This is a genomic window from Rhizobium sophoriradicis, from assembly GCF_003939025.1.
Classification (GTDB): Bacteria; Pseudomonadota; Alphaproteobacteria; order Rhizobiales; family Rhizobiaceae; genus Rhizobium; species Rhizobium sophoriradicis.
On the sequence record NZ_RQIH01000005.1, the window covers coordinates 1 to 23,771 of the forward strand.

20 protein-coding genes are annotated in these 23,771 nt (G+C 61.5%); 4 read left to right on the plus strand and 16 right to left on the minus strand.

What is annotated here, in order from left to right; genetic code table 11:
* Window positions 1-471: 471 nt before the first annotated feature.
* Entirely contained in the window at window positions 472-2,412 is a 1,941-nt protein-coding gene (locus EFR00_RS09020; RefSeq protein ID WP_077991970.1) for a M23 family metallopeptidase, read from the plus strand.
* A 99-nt stretch (window positions 2,413-2,511) separates the two neighbouring features.
* Here EFR00_RS09020 and clpB read toward each other — a convergent pair whose 3' ends face one another.
* From clpB to EFR00_RS09050, 6 genes are all read right to left on the minus strand, one after another.
* A complete protein-coding gene (gene clpB / locus EFR00_RS09025; RefSeq protein ID WP_077991971.1) occupies window positions 2,512-5,112 on the minus strand; it encodes an ATP-dependent chaperone ClpB in 2,601 nt (866 codons plus the stop codon).
* Between the two features lie 251 nt (window positions 5,113-5,363).
* Window positions 5,364-6,068 (minus strand): DUF4167 domain-containing protein, encoded by a 705-nt coding sequence (locus EFR00_RS09030; RefSeq protein ID WP_077991972.1) that lies wholly within the window; start codon window positions 6,066-6,068, stop codon window positions 5,364-5,366.
* A 343-nt stretch (window positions 6,069-6,411) separates the two neighbouring features.
* Window positions 6,412-7,272 carry a peptide chain release factor N(5)-glutamine methyltransferase gene (gene prmC / locus EFR00_RS09035; protein WP_077991975.1) on the minus strand — a complete coding sequence of 287 codons (861 nt, stop codon included), beginning with the start codon at window positions 7,270-7,272 and terminating at the stop codon, window positions 6,412-6,414.
* On the minus strand, window positions 7,269-8,348 hold the full coding sequence (gene prfA / locus EFR00_RS09040; protein WP_077991980.1) for a peptide chain release factor 1: 1,080 nt from the start codon (window positions 8,346-8,348) through the stop codon (window positions 7,269-7,271). The genes prmC and prfA overlap by 4 nt, the downstream gene beginning before the upstream one ends.
* 29 nt (window positions 8,349-8,377) lie before the next feature.
* A complete protein-coding gene (gene ptsP, locus EFR00_RS09045; RefSeq protein ID WP_039622440.1) occupies window positions 8,378-10,645 on the minus strand; it encodes a phosphoenolpyruvate--protein phosphotransferase in 2,268 nt (755 codons plus the stop codon).
* Between the two features lie 89 nt (window positions 10,646-10,734).
* Window positions 10,735-12,009: an aspartate kinase gene (locus tag EFR00_RS09050; RefSeq protein WP_038691540.1), complete on the minus strand. Its 1,275-nt coding sequence runs from the start codon at window positions 12,007-12,009 to the stop codon at window positions 10,735-10,737.
* 298 nt (window positions 12,010-12,307) lie between these two features.
* On the opposite strand from EFR00_RS09050, the gene ubiG reads away from it, so the two are divergent.
* A complete protein-coding gene (ubiG, locus tag EFR00_RS09055; protein ID WP_077991981.1) occupies window positions 12,308-13,054 on the plus strand; it encodes a bifunctional 2-polyprenyl-6-hydroxyphenol methylase/3-demethylubiquinol 3-O-methyltransferase UbiG in 747 nt (248 codons plus the stop codon).
* A gap of 51 nt (window positions 13,055-13,105) precedes the next feature.
* Here the strand turns inward: ubiG and EFR00_RS09060 are convergent, their stop codons facing one another.
* Genes EFR00_RS09060 through EFR00_RS09075 form a run of 4 tightly spaced genes read right to left on the minus strand, consistent with a single transcriptional unit; the run spans window position 13,106 to window position 15,465 of the window.
* On the minus strand, window positions 13,106-13,534 hold the full coding sequence (locus EFR00_RS09060) for a DUF1178 family protein (protein ID WP_077991982.1): 429 nt from the start codon (window positions 13,532-13,534) through the stop codon (window positions 13,106-13,108).
* Window positions 13,531-14,388, minus strand: coding sequence for a carbon-nitrogen hydrolase family protein (locus tag EFR00_RS09065; protein ID WP_077991983.1), 858 nt, complete (start codon window positions 14,386-14,388; stop codon window positions 13,531-13,533). The genes EFR00_RS09060 and EFR00_RS09065 overlap by 4 nt, the downstream gene beginning before the upstream one ends.
* A gap of 10 nt (window positions 14,389-14,398) precedes the next feature.
* Entirely contained in the window at window positions 14,399-14,656 is a 258-nt protein-coding gene (gene grxC / locus EFR00_RS09070; RefSeq protein ID WP_010002303.1) for a glutaredoxin 3, read from the minus strand.
* A gap of 32 nt (window positions 14,657-14,688) precedes the next feature.
* Complete coding sequence (locus EFR00_RS09075; RefSeq protein ID WP_077991985.1) at window positions 14,689-15,465, minus strand: ComF family protein; 777 nt, start codon at window positions 15,463-15,465, stop codon at window positions 14,689-14,691.
* A gap of 77 nt (window positions 15,466-15,542) precedes the next feature.
* Here EFR00_RS09075 and EFR00_RS09080 point away from each other — a divergent pair, with 77 nt between their 5' ends.
* Window positions 15,543-16,427 (plus strand): methyltransferase domain-containing protein, encoded by an 885-nt coding sequence (locus EFR00_RS09080; RefSeq protein ID WP_077992422.1) that lies wholly within the window; start codon window positions 15,543-15,545, stop codon window positions 16,425-16,427.
* Between the two features lie 135 nt (window positions 16,428-16,562).
* Here the strand turns inward: EFR00_RS09080 and EFR00_RS09085 are convergent, their stop codons facing one another.
* The 6 genes from EFR00_RS09085 to EFR00_RS09110 form a co-directional block, all read right to left on the minus strand.
* Window positions 16,563-16,730, minus strand: coding sequence for a Flp family type IVb pilin (locus EFR00_RS09085; RefSeq protein WP_009995351.1), 168 nt, complete (start codon window positions 16,728-16,730; stop codon window positions 16,563-16,565).
* A 66-nt stretch (window positions 16,731-16,796) separates the two neighbouring features.
* On the minus strand, window positions 16,797-17,114 hold the full coding sequence (locus tag EFR00_RS09090) for a hypothetical protein (RefSeq protein WP_009995353.1): 318 nt from the start codon (window positions 17,112-17,114) through the stop codon (window positions 16,797-16,799).
* Window positions 17,115-17,344: 230 nt separating this feature from the next.
* On the minus strand, window positions 17,345-17,758 hold the full coding sequence (mutT, locus tag EFR00_RS09095) for an 8-oxo-dGTP diphosphatase MutT (RefSeq protein ID WP_009995355.1): 414 nt from the start codon (window positions 17,756-17,758) through the stop codon (window positions 17,345-17,347).
* Window positions 17,755-18,561, minus strand: a complete 807-nt coding sequence (locus EFR00_RS09100; protein ID WP_077991988.1) for a GNAT family N-acetyltransferase — start codon at window positions 18,559-18,561, stop codon at window positions 17,755-17,757. The genes mutT and EFR00_RS09100 overlap by 4 nt, the downstream gene beginning before the upstream one ends.
* Window positions 18,542-19,783: a bifunctional glutamate N-acetyltransferase/amino-acid acetyltransferase ArgJ gene (gene argJ, locus EFR00_RS09105; RefSeq protein ID WP_077992424.1), complete on the minus strand. Its 1,242-nt coding sequence runs from the start codon at window positions 19,781-19,783 to the stop codon at window positions 18,542-18,544. The genes EFR00_RS09100 and argJ overlap by 20 nt, the downstream gene beginning before the upstream one ends.
* A 107-nt stretch (window positions 19,784-19,890) precedes the next feature.
* Complete coding sequence (locus tag EFR00_RS09110) at window positions 19,891-20,772, minus strand: peptidylprolyl isomerase (RefSeq protein ID WP_077991990.1); 882 nt, start codon at window positions 20,770-20,772, stop codon at window positions 19,891-19,893.
* A 246-nt stretch (window positions 20,773-21,018) separates the two neighbouring features.
* Here EFR00_RS09110 and secA point away from each other — a divergent pair, with 246 nt between their 5' ends.
* Window positions 21,019-23,733 (plus strand): preprotein translocase subunit SecA, encoded by a 2,715-nt coding sequence (gene secA, locus EFR00_RS09115; RefSeq protein WP_077991993.1) that lies wholly within the window; start codon window positions 21,019-21,021, stop codon window positions 23,731-23,733.
* The last annotated feature ends 38 nt before the right edge of the window (window positions 23,734-23,771 follow it).

Below are 23,771 nucleotides of genomic sequence, written 5' to 3' on the forward strand. Positions count from 1 at the left end.
ACCAGCAATCGCTAATCCGCTTGAGTTTCTTTAGAGCGAGAGACTTCGTCGCCAGCAGCGCCGCCGCCCTCGTTCAGTGAGTGGGCTTATAGAACCAACCCCTTTTCCAAGTCAACAGCGCTTTTCGAAAAAAATCATTTTTCTTGCATGGCGTTGTTTTTGCAGACGAAATTTCGACCTACGCTCAGATGCGATCGTTCCCCGGATTCCGACCGGCCTCACGGCGCAGGAGAAGTGAACATTCTTCGACTTTTCCCGGGAAAGAACGCCTCTTTCGTCTCCCGCGCCCCGACATGATCACAATCTGCTGGTCTTAAGAGACACATGATTCACACAGGCAAATGCGCGCAGACTGCCTTTCCGTGGCTGATTTGACTTCCATGCCCAAAATATGCACATCTTTCGCCCCAGCCAGGATGGCCAGGAAATGCTCCCAGAGACGCCAAATGTAAGGATGCGGACCCGACTGCCATGATGACGGAGAAAATGATGATCCGCTCGTTGGGCAACGAGCCTCCGCTTCTGGCCGACGGCAGGCGCGCGCCTGACAAGCGCGAGGTTTCCTTGCGCTGGCTCTCGGGCACGTTCCTCACCGGCATTACATCTTCCGTTCTGATGGGAGTGGCCCTGTTTGCCGCGCTTGATGGCCGCCAGCAGCTGGCGATCCCTGCCGAAGCCTATGCGAGTGCTGCCGCTGCGGCGCATGAGGATACGACCGTCGTCCGCGGTGGCCGGCTGATCGCGCCCGCAATCGCCGCAAAACCGTCAGACCGGGCGATCATGGAAGTGTCGACCGTCGTCCACGACGGCGAAAAGGAGGTCGTGCGCCGCCAGCCCTTCGCGCATGTGAAGATGACGCTGGCCGCCAACCATGTCGCGACAGAGGACTATCCCGACTTCGATCCCCTGGCGATCTTCTCCGCCGACGAGCCGCAGCCTGCCCCGCAAAGCCGCACCGGCGCGATTTATGGCTCCGACGTTGAATCCGAAGTCAGCCTGAAAACCATTGCCTTCCCGACCGGCAAGACCGGTATGAAGATGGCCTCCGGCCTGTCACTGGAGGAGGTCGAAGAGAATGTCCGCTCCAACGGTTCCGTGCTGACCGACGGCAACACGCAGCTCGCGGCGCTCTATTACGTCGACCCGCGTCGTTTCTCCAACGAGGATGCCGATGTCGATCTGACCGCCGGTCTCTCCGCCCGCGTGCTCGAGCAGAACATGACGGTCTCGGCACCGGAATCGATCACGCCGCAGACCGAAGAATTCGCCGACGACATCCTGCCGGTGCGCGTCGACGCACCAATCGCCAAGGCGCTGACAGATTCCGGTTATCCGCAGCAATATGCCGATGGCATTGCCGGCATCATCGCCGAGCAGTTGGGAGCCAGTGACCTCGAAAAAGGCGACGTGCTGCGCATCGGCATCATCCAGAAAGGTGAACAGGCAAAGATCATCCGGGCGAGCGTCTATCGCGGCACCCGCCATCTCGTCACGGTGGCCGTCGACGACAAGGGCAAATATGTGCCCGGTAGCGAGCCGCCGATGCTGGATGCCATCGCCACAGCTTTTGATGACAATTCCTTCGCCCCGCCGCCCGGCCAGAACCTGCCGCGCGTTTATGACGGCATCTTTCGCGCTGCCCTTTCCTACGGCATGACCAAGGATATGACCGCGCTGATCATCAAGCTGCTCGCCAGCAATGTCGATTTCCAGGCGCAGCTGCGACCGACGGATACGCTCGAGGCCTTCTTCTCCGTCGCCGACAGTGCCGGCCAGGCGACTGCGGATTCCGAACTTCTCTACGTCAACGCCCGTTTCGGCGATACGCAGACGCGCTTCTATCGCTTCCAGGATCCTGAGGACGGCACGGTCGATTATTTCGACGAGAACGGCAAGAGCATCCGCCAGTTCCTGCTGCGCAACCCGGTCCCGAACGGCATCTTCAAATCCGGCTTCGGCATGCGCCGGCACCCGATCCTCGGTTTTGCCCGCATGCATACCGGCGTCGATTGGGCGGCACCCCGCGGCACAGCAATCATCGCTGCTGGTAACGGCACGGTCGAGAAGGCCGGGTGGGATTCCGGCGGCTATGGCAACCAGACGATCATTCGCCATGCGAACGGTTATGAATCCTCCTACAATCACCAAAGCGCCATCGCCAAAGGCGTCGTGCCCGGCGCCAAGATCCGCCAGGGCCAGGTGATCGGCTGGGTTGGCACGACGGGCGAATCCACCGGCCCGCATCTGCATTACGAGCTGATCGTCAACGGCACCAAGGTCGACCCCCTGCGCATTCGCCTGCCAGGCGGCAAATCCTTGCAGGGCGAGGCACTGGCAAAGTTCGAGGATGAGCGCAAGCGCATCGATACGCTGTTGAACAACCAGACACCGGATCAGGTGGCGAGCAAGTAATCGCCGCCGCAGCCGGCAGGCTGATGAACTGCCGGGGCGTCTCGACCCACAAAAAATGGCGGCCAAGGCCGCCATTTCTCATTCCTCTGACAGCTCAGGCTATGCCGCTTCGCTGACCGTCTGCCGTGACCGGAACTGCAGCCGGTCCGACCCGTTTGTCACCTTCACCGTCGATCCATCCGGCACCTGGCCGGACAGAATCTGCTCGGCCAGCGGATCCTGCACGAATTTCTGGATCACCCGCTTCAGCGGCCTTGCGCCGTAGACCGGATCATACCCCTTGTTCGCCAGCCAGTGGCGGGCGTCCTCATCGAGATCGATGACGATCTTGCGCTCCGACAACAGGGCCACCAGCCGCTTCAGCTGGATATCGACAATCGCGCCCATTTCCTCACGCTTCAGGCGATGGAAGAGGATGATCTCGTCGATACGGTTCAGAAATTCCGGCCGGAAATGCCCGCGCACGACCTCCATCACCTGTTCGCGAACCGTGTCGCTGTCGTCACCATCCTTGAGCTGCGTCAGATATTCGGCGCCGAGGTTCGAGGTCATGATGATCATCGTGTTGCGGAAATCGACCGTCCGCCCCTGGCCGTCGGTCAGACGTCCGTCGTCCAGCACCTGCAGCAGGATGTTGAAGACGTCGGGATGCGCCTTCTCGATTTCATCGAACAGCACGACCTGATAAGGCCTGCGGCGCACCGCTTCCGTCAGCGCTCCACCTTCGTCATAACCGACATAGCCGGGAGGGGCGCCGATCAGCCGGGCAACGGAGTGTTTCTCCATATATTCCGACATATCCATGCGCACCATCGCCGTTTCGTCGTCGAACAGGAAGCGGGCGAGCGCTTTGGTGAGCTCCGTCTTGCCGACGCCGGTCGGGCCGAGGAAGATGAACGAGCCGATCGGCCGGTTCGGATCCTGCAGGCCGGCGCGGGCGCGGCGGACCGCGCGCGACACGGCCTGAACCGCATCACCCTGGCCGATCACCGATTTCCCCAGCTCGTCTTCCATACGAAGCAGCTTGTCGCGTTCGCCCTCCAGCATCTTGTCGACGGGGATGCCGGTCCAGCGGGAAACGACATGAGCGATGTTGTCGGGGATCACCACCTCCTGAACCATCGCGCCGCGCTCACCATCCTGCTTCTCGGCTTCGACGAGCTGCTTTTCAAGGTCCGGAATGACGCCATAGGTCAGCTCGCCGGCGCGCTGAAACTCACCCTTGCGTTGGGCAATCGCGAGTTCGTTGCGGGCATCGTCGAGCTGCTTCTTGAGATCGGCGGCAAGGCCGAGCTTCTGCTTTTCCGCCTGCCAGCGGGCTGTCAGCGCATCGGCTTCCTCTTCAAGACTGGTAAGTTCGGTCTCCAGCCGCTTCAGCCGATCGGCGGAAGCGACGTCGGTTTCCTTCTTCAGCGCCTCGCGCTCGATCTTCAGCTGGATGATGCGGCGGTCGAGCTCGTCGAGCTCCTCCGGCTTGGAATCCACCTGCATGCGCAGCCGCGCCGCCGCCTCATCCATCAGATCGATCGCCTTGTCGGGCAGGAAGCGGTCGGTGATATAGCGGTTGGACAGCGTCGCGGCGGCGACAAGTGCTGCATCGGCGATGCGCACCTTGTGATGCTGCTCGTATTTTTCCTTCAGGCCGCGCAGGATCGAGATCGTGTCTTCGACCGTCGGCTCGTCGACGACGACGGGCTGGAAGCGGCGGGCAAGCGCTGGATCCTTCTCGACATGTTTGCGATATTCGTCGAGCGTGGTCGCGCCGACGCAGTGCAGCTCGCCGCGGGCTAGCGCAGGCTTCAGCAGGTTGGAGGCATCCATCGCCCCGTCCGCCTTGCCAGCGCCGACCAGCGTGTGCATCTCGTCGATGAACAGGATGATCTCACCGTTCTCCGCCTGCACTTCGTTGAGCACGGCCTTCAGCCGCTCTTCGAATTCGCCGCGATACTTCGCGCCGGCAATCAGGGCGCCCATGTCGAGCGCCATCAGCTTCTTGTCCTTCAGCGATTCCGGTACGTCGCCGTTGACGATCCGCAGCGCCAAACCTTCGACGATCGCCGTCTTACCGACGCCGGGCTCGCCGATCAGCACCGGGTTGTTCTTGGTGCGGCGGGACAGGACCTGGATGGTGCGGCGGATCTCGTCGTCGCGGCCGATGACCGGATCGAGCTTGCCCTCGCGAGCTTCGCCGGTCAGATCACGCGCGAATTTCTTCAGAGAATCGAAACCCTGCTCGGCGTTGGAAGAATCGGCCGTCCGGCCCTTGCGGATATCGTTAATGACTTGGTTCAGGCCCTGAGCCGTGACGCCGGCATTCTTCAGCGTCGCAAAGGTCGACGCCGAGGATTCGATCGCCAGCGCCTGCAGCAGGCGTTCCACCGTCACGAAGCTGTCGCCGGCCTTCTTCGCCGCCTCTTCGGCGGTCGAAAGCACCTTGGCAAGCGGCTGCGCCAGATAGATGTTGCCGTTGCCGCCTGAGATCTTTGGCATTTTGGCAAGGGCGGCGTCATTGGCAAGGCGGGCAGCCTTGGGATCGCCGCCGGCGCGCTCGATCAGCGACGCCGCCATGCCCTGATCATCGTCAAGCAGGACTTTCAGCACGTGCTCGGGCGAAAATTGCTGATGACCCTGCGCCAGCGCATAGGTCTGCGCCGATTGGATGAAACCGCGCACCCGCTCCGAATATTTCTCGATATTCATATTCCACCTCCATGGATCGTCCTGCCCTCACGAGGCGCAGACCGATGATTGAGATCGACCCCCTGAAAAGGCAGGCCGCGCTTGCCCGTCTGTCGATTTGGGCAAAGCAGTTCGAGGGGAATATGGTAGCCTGTTCCAAGAGTTTAAAGAGCCCGTAAAATGAAAAACCCCGGCACTGGGCCGGGGATTTTCAAGCAAATCCGAGCAGATGATGAACGTCCCGCCTCTTCCCGAAGGAGAGACGAAATCCCTCACTCCGATGTGGCGTCGGCCAGAACAGGCGCCTCTGCGGAAGCGCCCTCCCCTTCCGAGGCTGCATCGCCTTCTGCGCCACGACGCGGGCGACGGGGACGGTTGCCGGCGCTGCGGCGGCGAGGCTGGCGTTCGCGCGGCTGGCCGGCGGAACCTTCCTCATCCATGGCGACCTCGGCGGGAATGCCTTCGATCTCCGGCTGCGGACCGGTTCCATCGATGACCTCGGGCTGAGGTGCCGGAGCGGGAGCCGGCTGCGGCTGTGCCTGCGGCTGCCTGCTCTGCGGCGGCTGAACGATAACGACATCATCGCCGTCATTGTCGTTGTTATCAATATCGTCGCCGTCGCGATCCGCCGCGTCACGGTCATTGTATTCGCCGCGATCGTCGCGCTGGAAACGCTCCTGCATCTGCGCCTGGGCGCTGGCGATGATCCGATTGTAATGTTCGGCGTGCTGAAGATAGTTCTCGGCCATCACGCGGTCGCCGGAGCTCTGGGCGTCACGGGCAAGTTGCGCGTATTTCTCGGCAATATGCTGGGCAGTACCGCGAATTTTCACGTCGGGGCCGGAGCTGTCATAGGTCCGGGTCAGCGGATTGCCGCCCTTGCGGTTGAAATTGTTGTTATTGTTATTTCCACCGCCGCCATTGTTATTGTTGTTACCACGCCCTCGACCGCGCTTGTTTTGCTGTCCTGGCCTCATAGATCGTTCACCTGAATTCTCTGTTTGTGATGGATACATGGCACCAACCGCCATGACCGGAAAACCGGGTCAGGACCTTTGTGCCGCGAGCATACTGCGCCTCTGCGCCGACCTGCCGCTTGGTTCTCAAGTCAGTTTGACTGATTCACGCGTTGGGTCGTGTTCAACCGTTGAAACTCTCGTTTAAAAGAGCGGACCCCCGAGGCAAACCAAGTACCGAACGAATCTCGTTCATTCCTCTCTGCCCAACACGTGTCCGCAACCTATATTGCTTCCCTGGGAAATCCAAGCCTTTTCTTCGCAATAACAATAATGTCCCGTCCGATGCCGCTATTATCGCCTTTTACGCGAGCGCGAAAATGAGCGCCCTGTCGTTCTGACCATAATCTTTCACGGATTTGAGGCAGCTGAAGCCTTTCGCTTCGAAGATCGCCGTCACATCGTTTCGCTGATCGTAGCCGATTTCCAGTCCGAGAACCCCATCGGGCCTCATGAACCTTGCCGCATCCTTGGCTATGGCATGGTAGGCGTCAAGCCCATCCGGGCCGCCATCCAGAGCCGCAACCGGATCAAATTTCGTCACTTCGGGAGCGAGATCGTGAATGACATTGGAGGCAATATAGGGCGGATTTGAGACAATCGCGTGAAAGGAGCCCTGGATGTCCTCGAACCATCTCGACTGTACGGCCTGAAAGCGATCCTGCAATCCGTTTCTTTCCGCGTTTGATCTTGCCGTTCCAAGGGCATCCGCCGATATGTCGCTACCGATACCTGACGCCTCAGGACACTCGCTCAAAAGCGCAAGGCATATCGCCCCGGTCCCGGTTCCGATATCAAGAATATGGAGATGGCCGTGCACCTTTGCAAGGTCCTTGAGATAGGCAAGCACCGTATCGACCAGGATTTCCGTATCCGGGCGCGGCTCCAGCGTTTCTGCCGATAGCTGAAGCGGCAGACCGTAAAATTCCCGCTCGCCAAGAATGCGGTGCACCGGCTCATGGTCGAGCCGCCGTTCCATCGCCTTGGAAATCATCACGAGCTGGTCAGGAGAAAGTTTCTCGGCCGATCGCGTCAACAGTTCGGTCGACGACTGTTTCAAAAGGCCCGCGACCAGCAGCCGCGCATCGGTTGCCGGATCGACGATGCCTGCCTCCGTGAAGCGGCGGCGCGCTTCGGCAAGCATATCGCCGACCGTCGCGCTCATAGCTGCTCGCCGAGCTGCGCCAGCTGGCTTGCCTGATAATCGGCCATCAGCGCATCGACGACCTCCTCGATCTCACCCTCCATCATCCGGTCGAGCTTATAGAGCGTCAGATTGATGCGATGGTCCGTCACCCGCCCCTGCGGGAAATTATAGGTACGGATACGTTCCGAGCGATCGCCCGAGCCGACCTGGCTCTTGCGATCGGCGGAGCGTTCGCTGTCGGCCCGTTGCCGCTCGGCATCGTAGAGCCTGGAACGCAGCACCTGCATCGCCTTGGCGCGGTTCTGATGCTGCGATTTTTCCGAGCTGGTGACGACGATGCCGCTCGGCAGATGGGTGATGCGCACTGCCGAGTCCGTCGTATTGACGTGCTGGCCGCCGGCGCCGGAGGAGCGCATTGTGTCGATGCGGATATCTTCCGGCCGGATTTCGATGTCGATCTCCTCTGCCTCCGGCAGCACCGCCACCGTCGCGGCCGAGGTATGGATGCGCCCGCCCGCCTCGGTTTCCGGCACACGCTGCACGCGGTGTACGCCGGATTCGAATTTCAGCTTGGCAAAGACGCCGCGCCCGGTGATCGTCGCGATGATTTCCTTGTAGCCGCCGGCTTCTCCCTCGCTTGCCGAGAGCACCTCCACCTTCCAGCCCTTTTCCGAAGCGAAACGCTCATACATGCGAAAGAGATCGCCGGCGAAAAGGGCTGCTTCAGAGCCGCCGGTACCGGCGCGGATTTCCAGGATCGCGCTTTTTTCGTCCGCCGCATCCTTCGGCAGAAGGAGGATCTGCATTTCCTGCTCCAGCGCCTCGATCCGCTCCTTCACCTCGGGCAGCTCGAGTTCGGCAAGATCGCGCATCTCGCGATCCACCGATTTGTCCTCGAGCAGCGTGTCGAGGTCGGCAAGCTCGGCGACCGCCTTCTCATAGGCGCGGATCTTCGTGACGACAGGCTGCAGCTCGGAATATTCGGATGCGAGCTTGACGTAGACGTCGGCGGCCGGGCCTGCCGACATACGCGCTTCGATCTCGTCGAAACGGCGTTCCAGCTCGCGCATCTTTTCCACGGGAAGCTTCGCCACCCTTCACTCCGATTCTTCTTCGTATATGCCTAAAGGGGAATATTGTGGCTCTCGGCGAAGCGGGCAAGCACCTCGCGCATCGGCACCATGGCGGTGTTGTCGTCCAGCACTTCATCCATCGCCTTCGCCAGCGCGCCGACATCGAGCCCGAGCAGCATCGCTTTCACTGGCCCGATCGAGGCCGGCGACATCGAAATCGAGCGGAAGCCTATGCCGAGCAGCGCCATTGCCGAAAGCGGCTTGCCGGCAAGTTCGCCGCAAAGCGTTACCGGCGTCTTGTTCCGGTCCGCCCCACGCACGATGTCGCGCAGGATGCGCAAGAACGGCTTGCCCAGCGGATCGAAGCGGTCCGACACACGCGCATTGCCGCGGTCGACGGCCATCGCGAACTGGAACAGGTCATTCGAACCGACCGAAACGAAATCGACCGCCTCCATCAGCTCGTCGAGCTGCCAGAGCAGCGCCGGCACCTCTAGCATCGCGCCGAATTGCAGCTTGCGCGGCAGCCCGTGGCCGAAGCGCGAGAGATGCTGCACTTCCTTCTGCAGGAGCTCGCGCACCATCCTCAGCTCGGAAACCTCGGTTACCATCGGCACCATCAGCTTCAGCTCGGTGTCGGCCGACGCCTTCAACAGGGCACGCAGCTGCGTGCGCAGCAGTCCCGGCCGGTCGAGCGACAGCCGAATGGCGCGCCAGCCGAGTGCCGGGTTTTCCTCCTCGTGGCCGCGGAAATAGGGTACGACCTTGTCGCCTCCGATATCGAGCGTACGGAAGGTGACGACGCGGCCGGCCGCCTGTTTGATCACATTGCGGTAGAACTGCTCCTGCTCGTCCGCCTTCGGCATGGTGGAGGCGATCATGAATTGCAGCTCGGTGCGGAAGAGACCGATGCCCTCTGCACCCGATTCCGACAGCTGCGGCAGATCGACCAGCAGGCCGGCATTCATCATCAACGAGATCCGCTTGCCGTCTTTGGTGACCGGCTCGATGGCGCGCAGGGCCCGGAACTGCTCCTGCCGTCTGGCGCGGAAGCGGACCTTTTCCTCATAGGAACGGCGATGATCGGCCATCGGCCGCAGATGCACATGCCCCTCGTCGGCGTCGATGATCACGGCATCGCCGTTCTCGGCGAGCGCCACGACGCCCGCCGCCTGACCGATAACAGGAATGCCCATGGCACGCGCGACGATCACCACATGGCTCGTCACCGCCCCTTCCTCCAGCACCAGCCCGCGCACATTGGCTCTGGGATAATCGAGCAGTTCCGCCGCCCCCATGGCACGCGCCAGGATGACCGCGTCGCTGGGGAAACCTTCGGCCGTCGTCCGGCCGGTATAACCGGTCAACTGTCTGAGCAGGCGATTTGCCAGATCCTCGAAATCATGCATGCGCTCGCGCAGATAGGGGTCGGTCAAGCGCATCATCCGCGCTTTGGTGTCGCTCTGCACCTTCTCGACCGCCGCTTCCGCCGTCAGGCCGTTGCGGATCGCCTCCTCGAGCTTGCGTACCCAGCCCTGGTCATGGGCGAACATGCGGTAGGTTTCGAGCACCTCGCGATGTTCGCCTTCCATCGAGACGTCGCGACGCGACAGCATGTCGTCGATCGAGATCCTGAGCGAGCCCATGGCTTCCGCCAGCCGCCGGATCTCTTTCTCCGCATCCTCGTTCAAAAGGTTGGTGACGACAATGCGCGGCTCGTGCAGCACGACGTAGCCGAGGCCGATACCGTCATTATAGGTGTCGCCGTCGACGGTCACCGAGCGCGTCAGGTCGAGTTCGAGGCCCGGCTTGGTGATCTTCTTGAGCTCGCCGGTGGCGATCATCTCGGCAAGCACCATTGCCGTCGTCTCGAGCGCTTCCACCTCTTCTTCGCGATAGTTGCGGCTCGCCTTATTCTGCACGACGAGAACGCCGAGCGACCGCCCGGTCCTCAAGATCGGCACGCCAAGGAAGGAATGGTAGATTTCTTCACCCGTCTCCGGCAGGTAGCGGAACGCCGGGTGCGACTGCGCGTCGGAAAGGTTCAGCGGCTGGGCTGAGGCGGCGATCGTGCCGACGAGGCCCTGGCCCATCTTCAGCTGCGCCAGGTGCACGGCTTCGCGGTTGAGGCCTTCGGTCGCATAGAGTTCGAGCACGCCGTCGGCGCGCAGCACATAGACGGAGCAGACTTCCGCCACCATGTTGCCGGCGATCTGGCGGACGATCCGGTCAAGACGATCCTGCGGCTCCAGCGGCTCTGCCATCAACTCGCGCAGCCGCCTGAGCAGCACGCGCGGACCGCCGGAAAGGTCTCTCATGACGTCTCAAGCTCCCGAAACAACGCACTCTGTCCCGGCCGGCCTGCCTTCGTCTCCTCAACCTGAAGGAGCAGGCCGCCCGCTGGGAATCAATTCTTATCCAGACCGTAGCAGGAATGCAAAGTCCTGACAGCGAGTTCTGCATAGGGACCGTCGATCAGGATGGAAATCTTGATCTCGGAGGTGGTGATCGCCTTGATGTTGATGCCTTTTTCGGCAAGTGCACGAAACGCGGTCGCTGCCACGCCGGCATGGCTGCGCATGCCGATACCGATCACCGAGACTTTCACCAGCCCCGATTCGTTCTGCACGACGTCGTAGCCGATCTTCTCCTTATGGTCGCCGAGCACCTTGATCGCCTTCTCGACGTCGCCCGACGGTACGGTGAAGGTCATATCGGTCTTCGATCCGTCCTCGGAAATATTCTGGACGATCATGTCGACATTGATATGGGATTCGGCAAGCGGCCCGAAGATCGCGGCGGAGACGCCCGGCCGGTCGGCAAGACGGCGAAGCGAGATCTGAGCCTCATCCTTGGCATAGGCGATGCCGGTGACTACTTCCTGTTCCACGATTTCATCCTCGTCACAAATCAGCGTTCCGGGCGGGTTCAACAGATCGCCCATGCCCGGAGCATCGGGATCTTCGAAAGACGAGCGCACGAAGGTACGCACCTTGTGCACCATGGCAAGCTCGACCGAGCGCACCTGCAGCACCTTGGCGCCGAGCGAGGCCATCTCGAGCATTTCTTCGAAAGCGATCTTCTTCAACCTGCGCGCCTGCGGCACGATGCGCGGATCGGTCGTGTAGACGCCGTCGACATCGGTATAGATATCGCAGCGATCCGCTTTGACAGCGGCCGCGATGGCGACGGCCGAAGTATCCGATCCGCCGCGCCCGAGCGTCGCGATGCGGTTGTCGGGTCCCAATCCCTGGAAACCGGCAATGACGGCAACCTGCCCCTCGCCCATGCGCTTGATGATGTCGGAACCGTCGATCTCCAGGATGCGCGCCGCACCATGGGCATTGTCGGTGCGGATCGGGATCTGCCAACCCTGCCAGGAGCGCGCGTTGATATCCATCGCCTGCAGCGCGATGGCCAGCAGCCCCGAGGTCACCTGCTCGCCGGAGGCAACGACCGCATCATATTCCCGCGCATCGTAAAACGGGGAGTTGGCGCCGATCACCTTCGGCGTGCCCTGCACCCAGCCGACCAGCTCATTGGTCTTGCCGGACATGGCCGAAACGACCACCGCCACCTCGTGGCCAGCCTCGACTTCACGTTTCACATGGCGGGCAACGTTCTTGATGCGGTCCAGGTCAGCGACGGACGTGCCGCCGAATTTCATTACGATGCGTGCCATATGCCTCTACCACGACTGGCGCCGGGCGAGCGGAAAACCGGACCCGGCATCACGAAAGCCCAGGGGTGACCGGTTGGCGAGAGAGCCGGGACCACGAATTCTGGAACCGCTCTAAAGCCCAGGCCCCCAAAGGCCCCAAGTTGCGGCGTCTCTTAGCGAGTTTGGCCGGGGGAGGCAAGCGCGCGCGATAAAAGCAGTTGCCGGGCTGCTCCACGCCTGCCAGGTCGCCTGCTTCGCGCCCCTTGACTTATGCCCGTGATCATCCGACTTCACATCTGACGAACGCAAGGAGTGGACGATGACGGAAGGCGCCAGAAGCACGATCGACCAGGGCGAAGTGGACCGCTTCTCGGCGATGGCGGCGGAATGGTGGAGCCCGACCGGCAAGTTCAAACCGCTGCACAAATTCAATCCCGTTCGGCTTGCCTATATAAGAGACAAGGCCTGCGAGAATTTCGGCCGCGATCCGAAAAGCCCCCGGCCGCTCGGGGGTCTGCGCGTCCTCGATATCGGCTGCGGCGGCGGCCTGTTGTCCGAACCGGTCGCCCGCATGGGCGCCTCCGTCGTCGGCGCCGATCCGTCCGAAAAGAATATCGGCATCGCCTCGACCCATGCGAAGGCATCCGGCGTCTCGGTCGACTACCGCGCCGTCACCGCCGAGGAACTCGCCGGGGCCGGCGAAACCTTCGATATCGTCCTGAACATGGAAGTGGTGGAACACGTCGCCGACGTCGAGTTCTTCATGACGACCTGCGCGAAGATGGTCCGCCCCGGCGGCCTGATCTTCGTTGCCACCATCAACCGCACGATGAAGGCGGCAGCGCTTGCCATCTTCGCCGCCGAGAACATCCTGCGCTGGCTGCCGCGCGGCACCCATCAATATGAAAAGCTCGTGCGTCCGGAAGAGCTGGAAAGGCCGCTTGCCGCAAGCGGCCTCGAAATCACCGACCGCGCGGGCGTCTTCTTCAATCCGCTGTCGAACCAGTGGAACCTGTCGAGAGATATGGACGTGAACTATATGCTGCTGGCGAAACGGCCGGCATGATCCGGCATTCATAAGCCGGCTACATTTCGGGCCAGCCGCGCAGACTGACTATCAGTGCACATCCTCCGGCAGAACCGGAATAGCAGCGATCTCGATGCCTTCTTCGACGAGCGCTTGCGCCTCGTCGAGAGTCGCCTGGCCGATGATGCCACGGGCATCAGCCTCGCCGTAATGGATCTTGCGGGCCTCCTCGGGAAACTTCGTGCCGACATCCTCGGAGTTGGCTTTAACGGCGGCGACCGCCTCTTTCAGTTTCTGCAGGGCCTCCTGCCGCATCGCATCCATCGCCAGCGTCTGCCTCTCGTCCTTCTTGCGCGCGGTCGACACGGAAGGCGCCATCAGCAGCTTGGAGACGGCGGCGGAATGGCAGACCGGGCAGGTTAGGAAACCGGTCGCGACCTGACGGTCGAATTCGGCGCTTTCTGAAAACCAGCCTTCGAATTCATGGGCATTGTCGCAGGTGAGGGAATAGCGGATCAAGCGGCGACGCCTCCTGCGACTGCCCCCGCAATCCTTTCGACCGAGAATTCCCGGCCGTTCCTCAGGTTCGGGATCTTGTCATGTGCAGCCTTGACCGCGCCGGGATCGATCTCGGCCAGAATGACCGCCTCTCCAGTGGCGCCGGCCGAGGCCAGCACCGTGCCCCAGGGATCGATGATCATCGAATGACCAAAGGTCTCGCGCCCATCCTCGTGCCGGCCGGCCTGCGCCGCGGCGATCACGAAGACACCGTTCTCGATCGCGCGGGCGCGCAGCAGGATCTCCCAATGCGCTTCGCCCGTCTGCCGGGTAAAGGCGGCCGGAACCGTCATCACTTCGGCTCCGGCAATCGCCTGGGCGCGGAAGAGGGCGGGAAAGCGCACGTCGTAGCAGATGGCAAAACCCATTTCTGCAAAGGGCAGCGACAGGACGCGCGCCTCCGAGCCGGCCGTATAGGCCGCACTTTCACGCCAGCTCTCGCCATTGTCGAGGTCAACATCGAACATATGGATCTTGTCGTAGCGATTGAGGATCCTGCCGTCCGGATCAAACAGGAAACCGCGATTGGCGATCTTGCCGTCGGAAAGCGCGATCGCCGTCGAGCCGACATGCATGTGAATGCCGAACTCCCTGGCAAGCTCGGAGCCGGTCTTGACGATAATGTCATGCGCCTCGTCGGCAAGCACGGCGCGCGCCGCGGCGCGGTCGCGCTGCAGCATGCCGGTCATTTCGGGCGTCTGCACATAGGTCGCGCCCTGGGCGGCAGCCTCGCGCACCAGCCGCGCCATGGCGGCGGCATTCTTGACCGGATCGACCCCGGAGCACATCTGGATGGCGGCAGCCTTGAAACTCATCGGTTCGTCCTCAGGCCGCCAGCATCGGATCGAGCTTGCCGGCGCGGTCGAGCGCAAAGAGATCGTCGCAGCCGCCGACATGTTCGGCGCCGATGAATATCTGCGGGAAGGTGGTCCGCCCGTTCGACTTGCCGATCATCTCCTGGCGAAGGTCCGGGGAATAGGTTGCGTCGTGCTCGACGTAGTCGACGCCCTTTTCTTCAAGAAGGGACTTGGCGCGGCTGCAATAGCCGCAGAACTGCCGTGTATAGATCGTGACGGGTACCATGATATCTCCAGACGGAATGCCGGGTATTTCTGTCATATAGGCTCGGAGAGAGCCCTTGCAAAGGTCAAAACCGTGATCTCGGCCGCACCCGCCTTGCGCAGCGTCCGGCTTGCGGCGGCAACCGTCGCCCCTGTCGTATAAACGTCGTCGACAAGGACGACGCGTTTGCCGAAAATGTCGTTTTCGCGGCCCTTGGCAATCGCGAAAGCGCCCCTGACATTGTCCTCGCGCGCTTTGGCGCCGAGGCCAACCTGCTGGCTGGTGCGCTTGACGCGCACAAGCGTGGCGGCAAGCAGCGGCTTGCCGGAAAGCCTTGCCATATGGCGGGCAAGTTCGGCAGCCTGGTTGAACTTGCGGGTCAGCATGCGGGTGCGGTGCAGCGGAACGGGAATCAGCGCATCGCAGCTTTCGACCGTCCCATCGGAGGCGCGCAGCATCCAGCCGGCCATCATCGGCGCCAGATCGGTGCGATCGCGATATTTGAGCCCATGCACGAGGTCGCGGACCGCATGGTCGTGGGTCGCCGCGGACCGCAACCGGTCGAAAGGCGGCGGATTGGCGATTGCCTCAGCGCTGAGAATGCCGGCGCCGAGATCGTGCGAGAAGGGAATGCCGAGCACCTCGCAATAGGGCCGTTCGATGAAGCGGATGCCGGACCAGCATTTTGCGCACAAACCGCGATGGCCGCCGGCGGAAACACCGCAGACGGAACAAGTCGGCGGATAGAGAAAATCGACAAGTGCCGAAAACGGCCGCAAGAACTGCGTCCGCAGGAACTCCGCCGGTCTCTCGAAATCGATCGGTGCCATGCCGCCCAGAGTAGCCGGTTCTCATTCAAAGGAAAATCGCCTTGCTGCTTCAGCGAGGCGGGACTATGGACATCGCCATGGAAACGATCTTCGACAGAGACCTGATCGCCGCACATCGCCATCGCGCGCTTGCCAACAACGACCTGAAAGCCGCCTTCCTGCTGGACATCGCGGCAGAGGAAATGGCCGAGAGGCTGGCGGTCGTCGAGCGGCGTTTCGAAACCGCCGTCGAATTGCATGGTACGACCGGTGCAGCGGCCCGTGCGGCAATGGCGACGGGCAAGATCGGCACGATGATCCGCGTCGAGAGCGAAAAGGCCTATGCGGGCCGAGGCGAAACCCTGATCGAAGCGCCTTTCGAAGATGTGCCGCTCGAGCCGCAATCGACCAATCTCGTCCTTGCGCCGCTCAGCCTGCATCTGACCAACGACACGCCGGGCGTTTTCATCCAGATTCGCCGTGCCTTGAAACCGGACGGCCTGTTCCTGGCGGCTATTCCCGGCGCCGGCACGCTGCAGGAACTGCGCGACGCCCTCTTGACCGCCGAGGTTGAAATGACCGGCGGCGCCAGCCCGCGCGTCATCCCCTTCGCCGATGTGCGCGATGTCGGCAGTCTCATGCAGCGCGCCGGCTTCACCCTGCCGGTGATCGACGCTGAGACCTATACAGTACGATATGATTCTCTCTTTCCGCTGATGCGCGATCTCCGAGCCATGGGCATGAGCAATCCGCTCGCAGCCCGCGGCCGCATGCCGCTAACGCGCGCCTTCTTCCTGCGGGCGGCAGAGATCTATGCCGAGCGCTATTCCGACCCTGACGGACGGATTCGCGCGACCTTTTCGATCATCTATGTGTCCGGATGGGCGGCTCACGAGAGCCAGCAGAAGCCGCTCCGGCCGGGTTCGGCCAAGGCACGCCTTGCCGATGCGCTGAAAGTGGACGAGCACAAGCTCAGGCAATAAAGCCCTTTGTTTTTATGCATGTCGTTGTCCCGGAACCGCTGCACACTTCCGGGCGACATGGGCATAATATCGAAAAGTGTCAGCGGTTTTCGCAGCCCATCGTGCTGCAGTTCGTCAATCTAGACGGTCGCCTCTTCAATTGACGGTTATGTTGTTGCTGAGAAGGCTGAAGACATTCTGCAGGCTGCCGGTGAAAAAGCCGAGACCCGAGACGAGCGCTGTGCAGATGAGGGCGGCGATCAGGCCGTATTCGACCGCCGTTGCACCCGTGCCGTCCGCAAAAAATGCTTTCAAAAGACGCATTACCCAGCCCTCTGCGTGAATCGACTGCAATGATTAATACAGGCCATCGGGCGATGGCCGGCATTTTCAACAACCGGCGCCGACGCCATATCCCTGGACGACGCAGACCGACCCGGGCGTATCCTGAAGGACGCTTCGGCGAATCGTATAACGCTTGCCGCTTTCATTGTTCGGGATCGATCCGGTGGTTATCGTATCGAAATCCACCGGAGCGCTTGCAAAGACGCTTTTCTTCGAAGAATCCGCCAGCATTGGCGTCAGGATCAGCGTCAGCGCGACCACCGCCGTGCCAAAGAGAAGGGCGATATTGAGCGCACCCGTCCTGCGCGAGGCAGACGAAGCCCGTTCCTTTTCCCGGACAGCTTTCCAGAAATCATCGTCCATGAGGTCAAGCCTTTTAAATACGCACGCCAGATGCTTGATTGAGGCCGATCTTTGGCAGAAGGTGTTAAACGATCCATTAATATCCACAGCCGAAAACAGCACGGCGCAATAATAATCAGCAAACGCTAATGCATTGCGCCTGGAAAAGTCCGGCGACTGCAGAATAATGACACATCGACAAAACAAAAATCGCCGGCGGGTCGCACGGACCAAGCTCAACGAGAGGCGCTTTAAAGCAAATCCTGCAGCATCGGGATGAGCGGCTCGTCGGCCGGCGGCATCGGGTAATCCCGAAGAGCCCCCGCACGCACCCATTTCAGCGCCTGCCCCTCGCGGCCCTGTGCAATGCCTTCATAGCGCCGGCAGATATAGAGCGGCATCAGCAGATGGAACGTCTCGTAGGAATGGCTGGCAAAAGTCAGCGGCGCGAGGCAGGCGATCTTCGTCTTGATGCCGAGCTCTTCCTCGAGCTCGCGAACCAGCGTCTCCTCCGGCGTCTCGCCGGGCTCGACCTTGCCGCCGGGAAACTCCCAAAGCCCGGCCAGCGATTTTCCCTCGGGACGCTGTGCCAATAGAATACGCCCGTCGGCATCGATCAGCGCGCAGGCGGCGACCAGCAATATCTTCCGGCCTGCCTCGCTCATCGCGTCTCCCGCTGCCAATAACAATAATGATAGGCGTCGCGAAAACCGAGGCGCTCATAGAGTGCGATCGCCGGGCGATTGGAAAGCTTTACCTGCAGCCAAGCCGATCGGGCACTGCGCATGCGGGCCCAGCGCAGCGCCGAAGTCAGGATTTCGGTGCCTAGTCCTTCGCGCCGCCGCGTTTCGCAGACCGAAAGCGACATGATACCGGCAAGGTCGTTGTCCTGAACGCAGAGCACGGTCGCAAGAGGTCCCTCTACCGCATTTTCGATCATGAAAAGGCCCGACGGCGGCTTGATCGCGGAAATGATTTCGGCAAGCGCCGGCTTCAAGCTCAGCGGCGCCCTCTCGACCGTCAGATTGGCGTCGACGAAACGGCCGACGTCATGGGTCGGCAGATGATCGAGCGTATCCGGCAGCGCAGCCTCGATGAGATCGCAGGTCATCACCACCGTTTCGTCGAACCGCGTCCAGTTCTGCGCGCTGAGAAGCTCGATCAAGACAGGCGAAGCGAGCGGCGTCTGCCGGACGACGGCGGCGCGGCCATAGGCCTCGAACTTGCGGCTCGCCTTTTCCAGGCGGATCTCGACGTCGCGATGGTCCGAGGGATCGAGCGGCACGATGGAGTTCAGCCGATTGGACGGGTGGCCGGCCGTCAACCGGACCTGCCAACTGCCGTCATATTGCACGGATGCCGCCGGCCAGGCACGAAAACCGACAGCCTCCAGCCTGCGGACCAGCGGCAAATTCTGCGAGGAAATAGATGCCTGCTCCAACGAACGATCAGCTCCGATAGTCGCCATTGATCGCAACATATTCCTTGGTGAGGTCGCAGGTCCAGACGGTTGCCGAACCAGTGCCGAGGCCGATATCGACTTTAACGGGGATATCCTGCGCCTTCATCACATTCGAGGCGGCTTCCTCGGAATAATCGGGATCACGCTCGCCATTGACGGCGACCCTGACGTCACCGAACCAGATGGCGAGCCGGTCGCGGTCGGCCATCTCGCCGGACTTGCCGACGGCCATGACGATCCGGCCCCAATTGGCGTCTTCGCCGGCGGCCGCCGTCTTGACCAGCGGCGAATTGGCGATCGACAGGGCGATACGTTTGGCGGCGGCATCGCTCTCGGCACCCGACACGGTGATTTCGAGCATCTTGGTGGCGCCCTCGCCGTCACGCACCACCTGCAGCGACAGATCCTTCAGCACTTCGTTGAGAGCGGCGCGAAAGGCGGCAAGGCGGGGATCGTCGGCGCGTTCGATATGCGCTTGGCCGTCCTCGGCCGCCGCACCCGTCGCAAACAGCATCAGCGTGTCGGAGGTGGAGGTGTCGCTGTCGACGGTCATCGAATTGAAGGTCGGGCCGACGCCATCGGATAGCAGCGCCTGCAGCGCGGCCGGCGCGATGTCGGCATCGGTCACAACGAAGGAGAGCATCGTCGCCATGTCGGGGGCAATCATGCCTGCGCCCTTGGCGATGCCGTTGATCGTCACGGCAACGCCGCCGATCTCGGCGCTGCGGGTCGAAACCTTCGGATACGTATCCGTCGTCATGATCGCCTTGGCGGCTTCGAACCAGAAGTCGCCCGTGGCCTCGGCCTGCATCCGGTCCAGGACACCTGAGAATTTGCTGGCGTCGAGCGGTTCGCCGATGACGCCGGTAGAGGCCAGATAGACCTCGTTCTCACCGCAGCCGACGGCCGCCGCGGCCGATTTCGCCGTCAGCGCGGTCGCCTGGCGGCCCTTCATGCCGGTAAAGGCATTGGCATTGCCGGAATTGACGACGACGGCGCGGGCGCTGCCATGCGGCAAGTTGGCGCGGCAGAAATCGACCGGCGCCGACGGGCACTTGGAGCGGGTAAAGACCCCTGCGACGGCGGCCGGCTTGTCGAAGACCATCATCAGCACGTCGGTGCGGTTCTTGTACTTGATACCGGCGGAAGCCGTCGCCATGCGCACGCCGCGCAACGGCGGCATGGCGACAAAGGATTTCGGAGCAAGCGGAGAGACGGAACCGGACATGATGAAACCTGCCAATGAGCATTTCCAGGCGGCGTTAGAGCCGGATCGCTGTCTGGAAATGCGACAACATAGTGAAGGGCCCGGAAGAACCGGGCCCGATGCGAATATTACTGCTGCGGCGCCGGCTGGGCGGGCTCACTGCCCGGTTCCGGCTGCTTGTTGGCCTGATCATAACCCTTGCGCAGCGTCTCGTCCGATATCTCGATCTTGGCGGACGTCTTGGCCTGGTTGAGGAGCGCAAGATACTTGTCGCGCATGACGAGCTGACGAACCTGATCCTGCACCTGATCGAAAGGCGGCGGCGGAGCGTCGCGCTTGTCCTCGACCTTGATGACATGATAGCCGAAGTCGGTCTTCACAGGGGTCTTGGAATAGGTGCCCTTCTCGAGCGCGAAGGCTGCGTCCTCGAATTCCTTGACCATGCGGCCGCGCGAGAAATAGCCGAGATCGCCGCCTTCCGACTTGTTCGGATCGGTGGATTTTTCCTTGGCGAGTTCGGCGAAATCCTTGCCGGCGTCGAGCTGCTTGATGATCTCCTTGGCTTCGTCCTCGGTCTTGACGAGGATATGGCGGGCGTGGACTTCCTCCTGCTTCGGCAGGGCTGCGACTTCCTTGTCGTAGCGCGCCTTGATTTCGTCAGGGGTCACGGTGTCGACGACATGCTTCTTGAAATAGGCGTTGTGCAGCTCGCGATCGGAAAGATACTGCATGCGCTTCTTGAATTCATCGGTCTGGTCGAGCTTCTCGGTGATGGCGTCGGCGGCAAGGAGCTTGACGTCGATGGCGGCGGAAAGGGCTGCGACCTTCTTCTGGTCGTCGGGAAGCTGCGCCAGCTGCGGATCGAGATTGGCGACGGCAAGATCGAGTTCCGACTGGTGGATCTCCAGATTGCCGACCTTGGCGACGACGGCGTCCTCTGCATGGGCCGGAGCCTGGAATGCAACGAAAGTTGCAAACGCCAGCAGGGCGAATTTATTGGTGCTCAACATCAAATAACCCTTCACAGTTTCATCGCCGGCGTCAGCATCGCCTATTCCAGCTCAAAATAGCCATCAACACCGGATTGTGGCCTTTCTGTATCCGCCAAATCCGTTGACATCATTCGACCCCCCTCTTATCTGTCACGCAACCTCGCGTCCAGAACAGTTTCCGGGCGTTTCAAGGCGTGCGCCTGATTTTCGGCTGGGCCGCGGACAAGAAACGTCGCGGATGAATATTGAGAAAGGACCAGTCACATGGTCAGCTTTGGCGGTATTGCCCGCAAGTTATTTGGATCGTCCAATGATCGCCGCGTGCGGTCCTTCCAGCCGAACGTCACCGCGATCAACTCCATCGAAGAGAAGACGAAGGCTCTGACGGACGAGCAGCTCGCGGCAAAGACCGCGGAGTTCCGCGCTCTTCTGGCCGAAGGCAAGACGCTCGACGACATCCTGATTCCCGCCTTTGCCGTCGTGCGCGAGGCTTCGCGCCGCGTTCTCGGCCTGCGACCTTTTGACGTACAGCTGATCGGCGGCATGATCCTGCACTCGAATGCGATCGCCGAAATGAAAACCGGTGAAGGCAAGACCCTCGTCGCCACCCTGCCGGTCTATCTGAACGCGCTTTCCGGCAAGGGCGTGCACGTCGTCACGGTCAACGACTATCTCGCCCAGCGCGACGCCGCGACCATGGGCCGGATCTATGGCTTCCTCGGCATGACCACCGGCGTCATCATCCACGGTCTCTCCGACGAGGAGCGCCGCGCAGCCTATGCCTGCGACATCACCTATGCCACCAACAACGAGCTCGGCTTCGATTATCTGCGCGATAATATGAAGTACGAAAAGAACCAGATGGTCCAGCGCGGCCACAACTTCGCGATCGTCGACGAAGTGGACTCGATCCTCGTCGACGAGGCGCGCACGCCGCTGATCATCTCCGGCCCACTCGACGACCGTTCAGAACTCTACAATACGATCGACGCCTTCATTCCGATGCTCGTCCCCAGTGATTACGAGATCGACGAGAAGCAGCGCTCAGCTAACTTCTCCGAAGAAGGCACCGAGAAGCTGGAGAACCTGCTCCGCCAGGCCGGCCTCCTGAAGGGCAACGCGCTCTACGACATCGAAAACGTTGCGATCGTCCACCACATCAACAATGCGCTGAAGGCCCATAAGCTCTTCCAGCGCGACAAGGACTATATCGTCCGCAACGACGAAGTCGTCATCATCGATGAGTTCACCGGCCGCATGATGCCGGGCCGGCGTTATTCGGAAGGCCAGCACCAGGCGCTCGAAGCCAAAGAAAAGGTGCAGATCCAGCCGGAAAACCAGACGCTGGCCTCGATCACCTTCCAGAATTATTTCCGCATGTACGACAAGCTCGCCGGCATGACCGGCACGGCGCAGACGGAAGCGGAAGAATTCGGCAATATCTATAATCTCGACGTCATCGAGGTCCCGACCAACCTGCCGATCAAGCGCATCGACGAGGACGACGAGGTCTACCGGACCTTCGATGAGAAGTTCAAGGCAATCATCGAAGAAATCCTCGACGCCCACAAGCGCGGCCAGCCGGTGCTCGTCGGTACGACCTCGATCGAGAAGTCGGAACTGCTTGCCGACCGTATGCGCAAGCAAGGCTTCGCCGACTTCCAGGTGCTGAACGCCCGCTACCACGAGCAGGAGGCCTATATCGTCGCCCAGGCCGGCGTGCCGGGCGCCGTCACGATCGCCACCAACATGGCCGGCCGCGGTACCGACATTCAGCTCGGCGGCAACCTGGAAATGCGCATCGAGCGCGAACTCGGCGAGATGGAAGCCGGTCCGGAGCGTGATGCCCGGATCCAGGCGATCGTCGAAGAGATCAAGGAACTCAAGCAGAAGGCGCTGGCCGCCGGCGGCCTCTATGTCATCGCCACCGAACGCCATGAAAGCCGCCGCATCGACAACCAGCTGCGCGGCCGCTCGGGCCGTCAGGGCGACCCCGGCCGCTCGAAATTCTACCTTTCGCTTCAGGACGACCTGATGCGCATCTTCGGCTCCGACCGCATGGACAGCATGCTGACCAAGCTCGGCCTCAAGGAGGGCGAGGCGATCGTCCATCCCTGGATCAACAAGGCGCTGGAGCGCGCGCAGAAGAAGGTCGAAGCCCGCAACTTCGACATCCGCAAGAACCTCTTGAAGTATGACGACGTTCTCAACGATCAGCGCAAGGTGATCTTCGAGCAGCGTCTCGAACTGATGGAATCGACCAACATTTCGGAGACCGTCTCCGACATGCGCCGCGAAGTGATCGAGGATCTGGTCGCAAAGCATATCCCCGAACGCGCCTATGCCGAACAATGGGATGCCGTCGGTCTGAAGACGGGCGTCACCAATATCCTCAATCTCGATCTGCCGATCGACGATTGGGTCAAGGAGGAAGGCATTGGCGAGGACGATATTCGCGAGCGCCTGACGGAAGCCGCCAATGCCGCCTTTACGGAAAAGGCCGAGCGTTTCGGCGACGACATCATGCATTATGTCGAGCGCTCGATCGTCATGCAGACGCTCGATCATCTCTGGCGCGAGCACATCGTCAACCTCGATCACCTGCGCTCGGTCATCGGCTTCCGCGGTTACGCCCAGCGCGATCCGCTGCAGGAATACAAGTCTGAAGCCTTCGAACTCTTCACCGGGCTCCTCAACAATCTACGTGAGGCCGTCACTGCCCAGCTGATGCGCGTCGAACTGGTGCAGCAGGCGCCGGCCGAACCCGAACCGCCGCTGATGCAGGCCCATCATCTCGATCCGATGACGGGCGAAGACGATTTCGCCCCGATCTACCAGGCCTCCGAAGTAATGGTCGCGCCCGAGAACCGCAATCCCGAGGACCCCGCCTCCTGGGGCAAGGTCGGCCGCAACGAGGCCTGCCCCTGCGGCTCCGGCAAGAAATACAAGCATTGCCACGGCGCCTTCGAACAAGTCTAAGGCACATACGACAAATCTGAAAATGCCGCCTTCGGGCG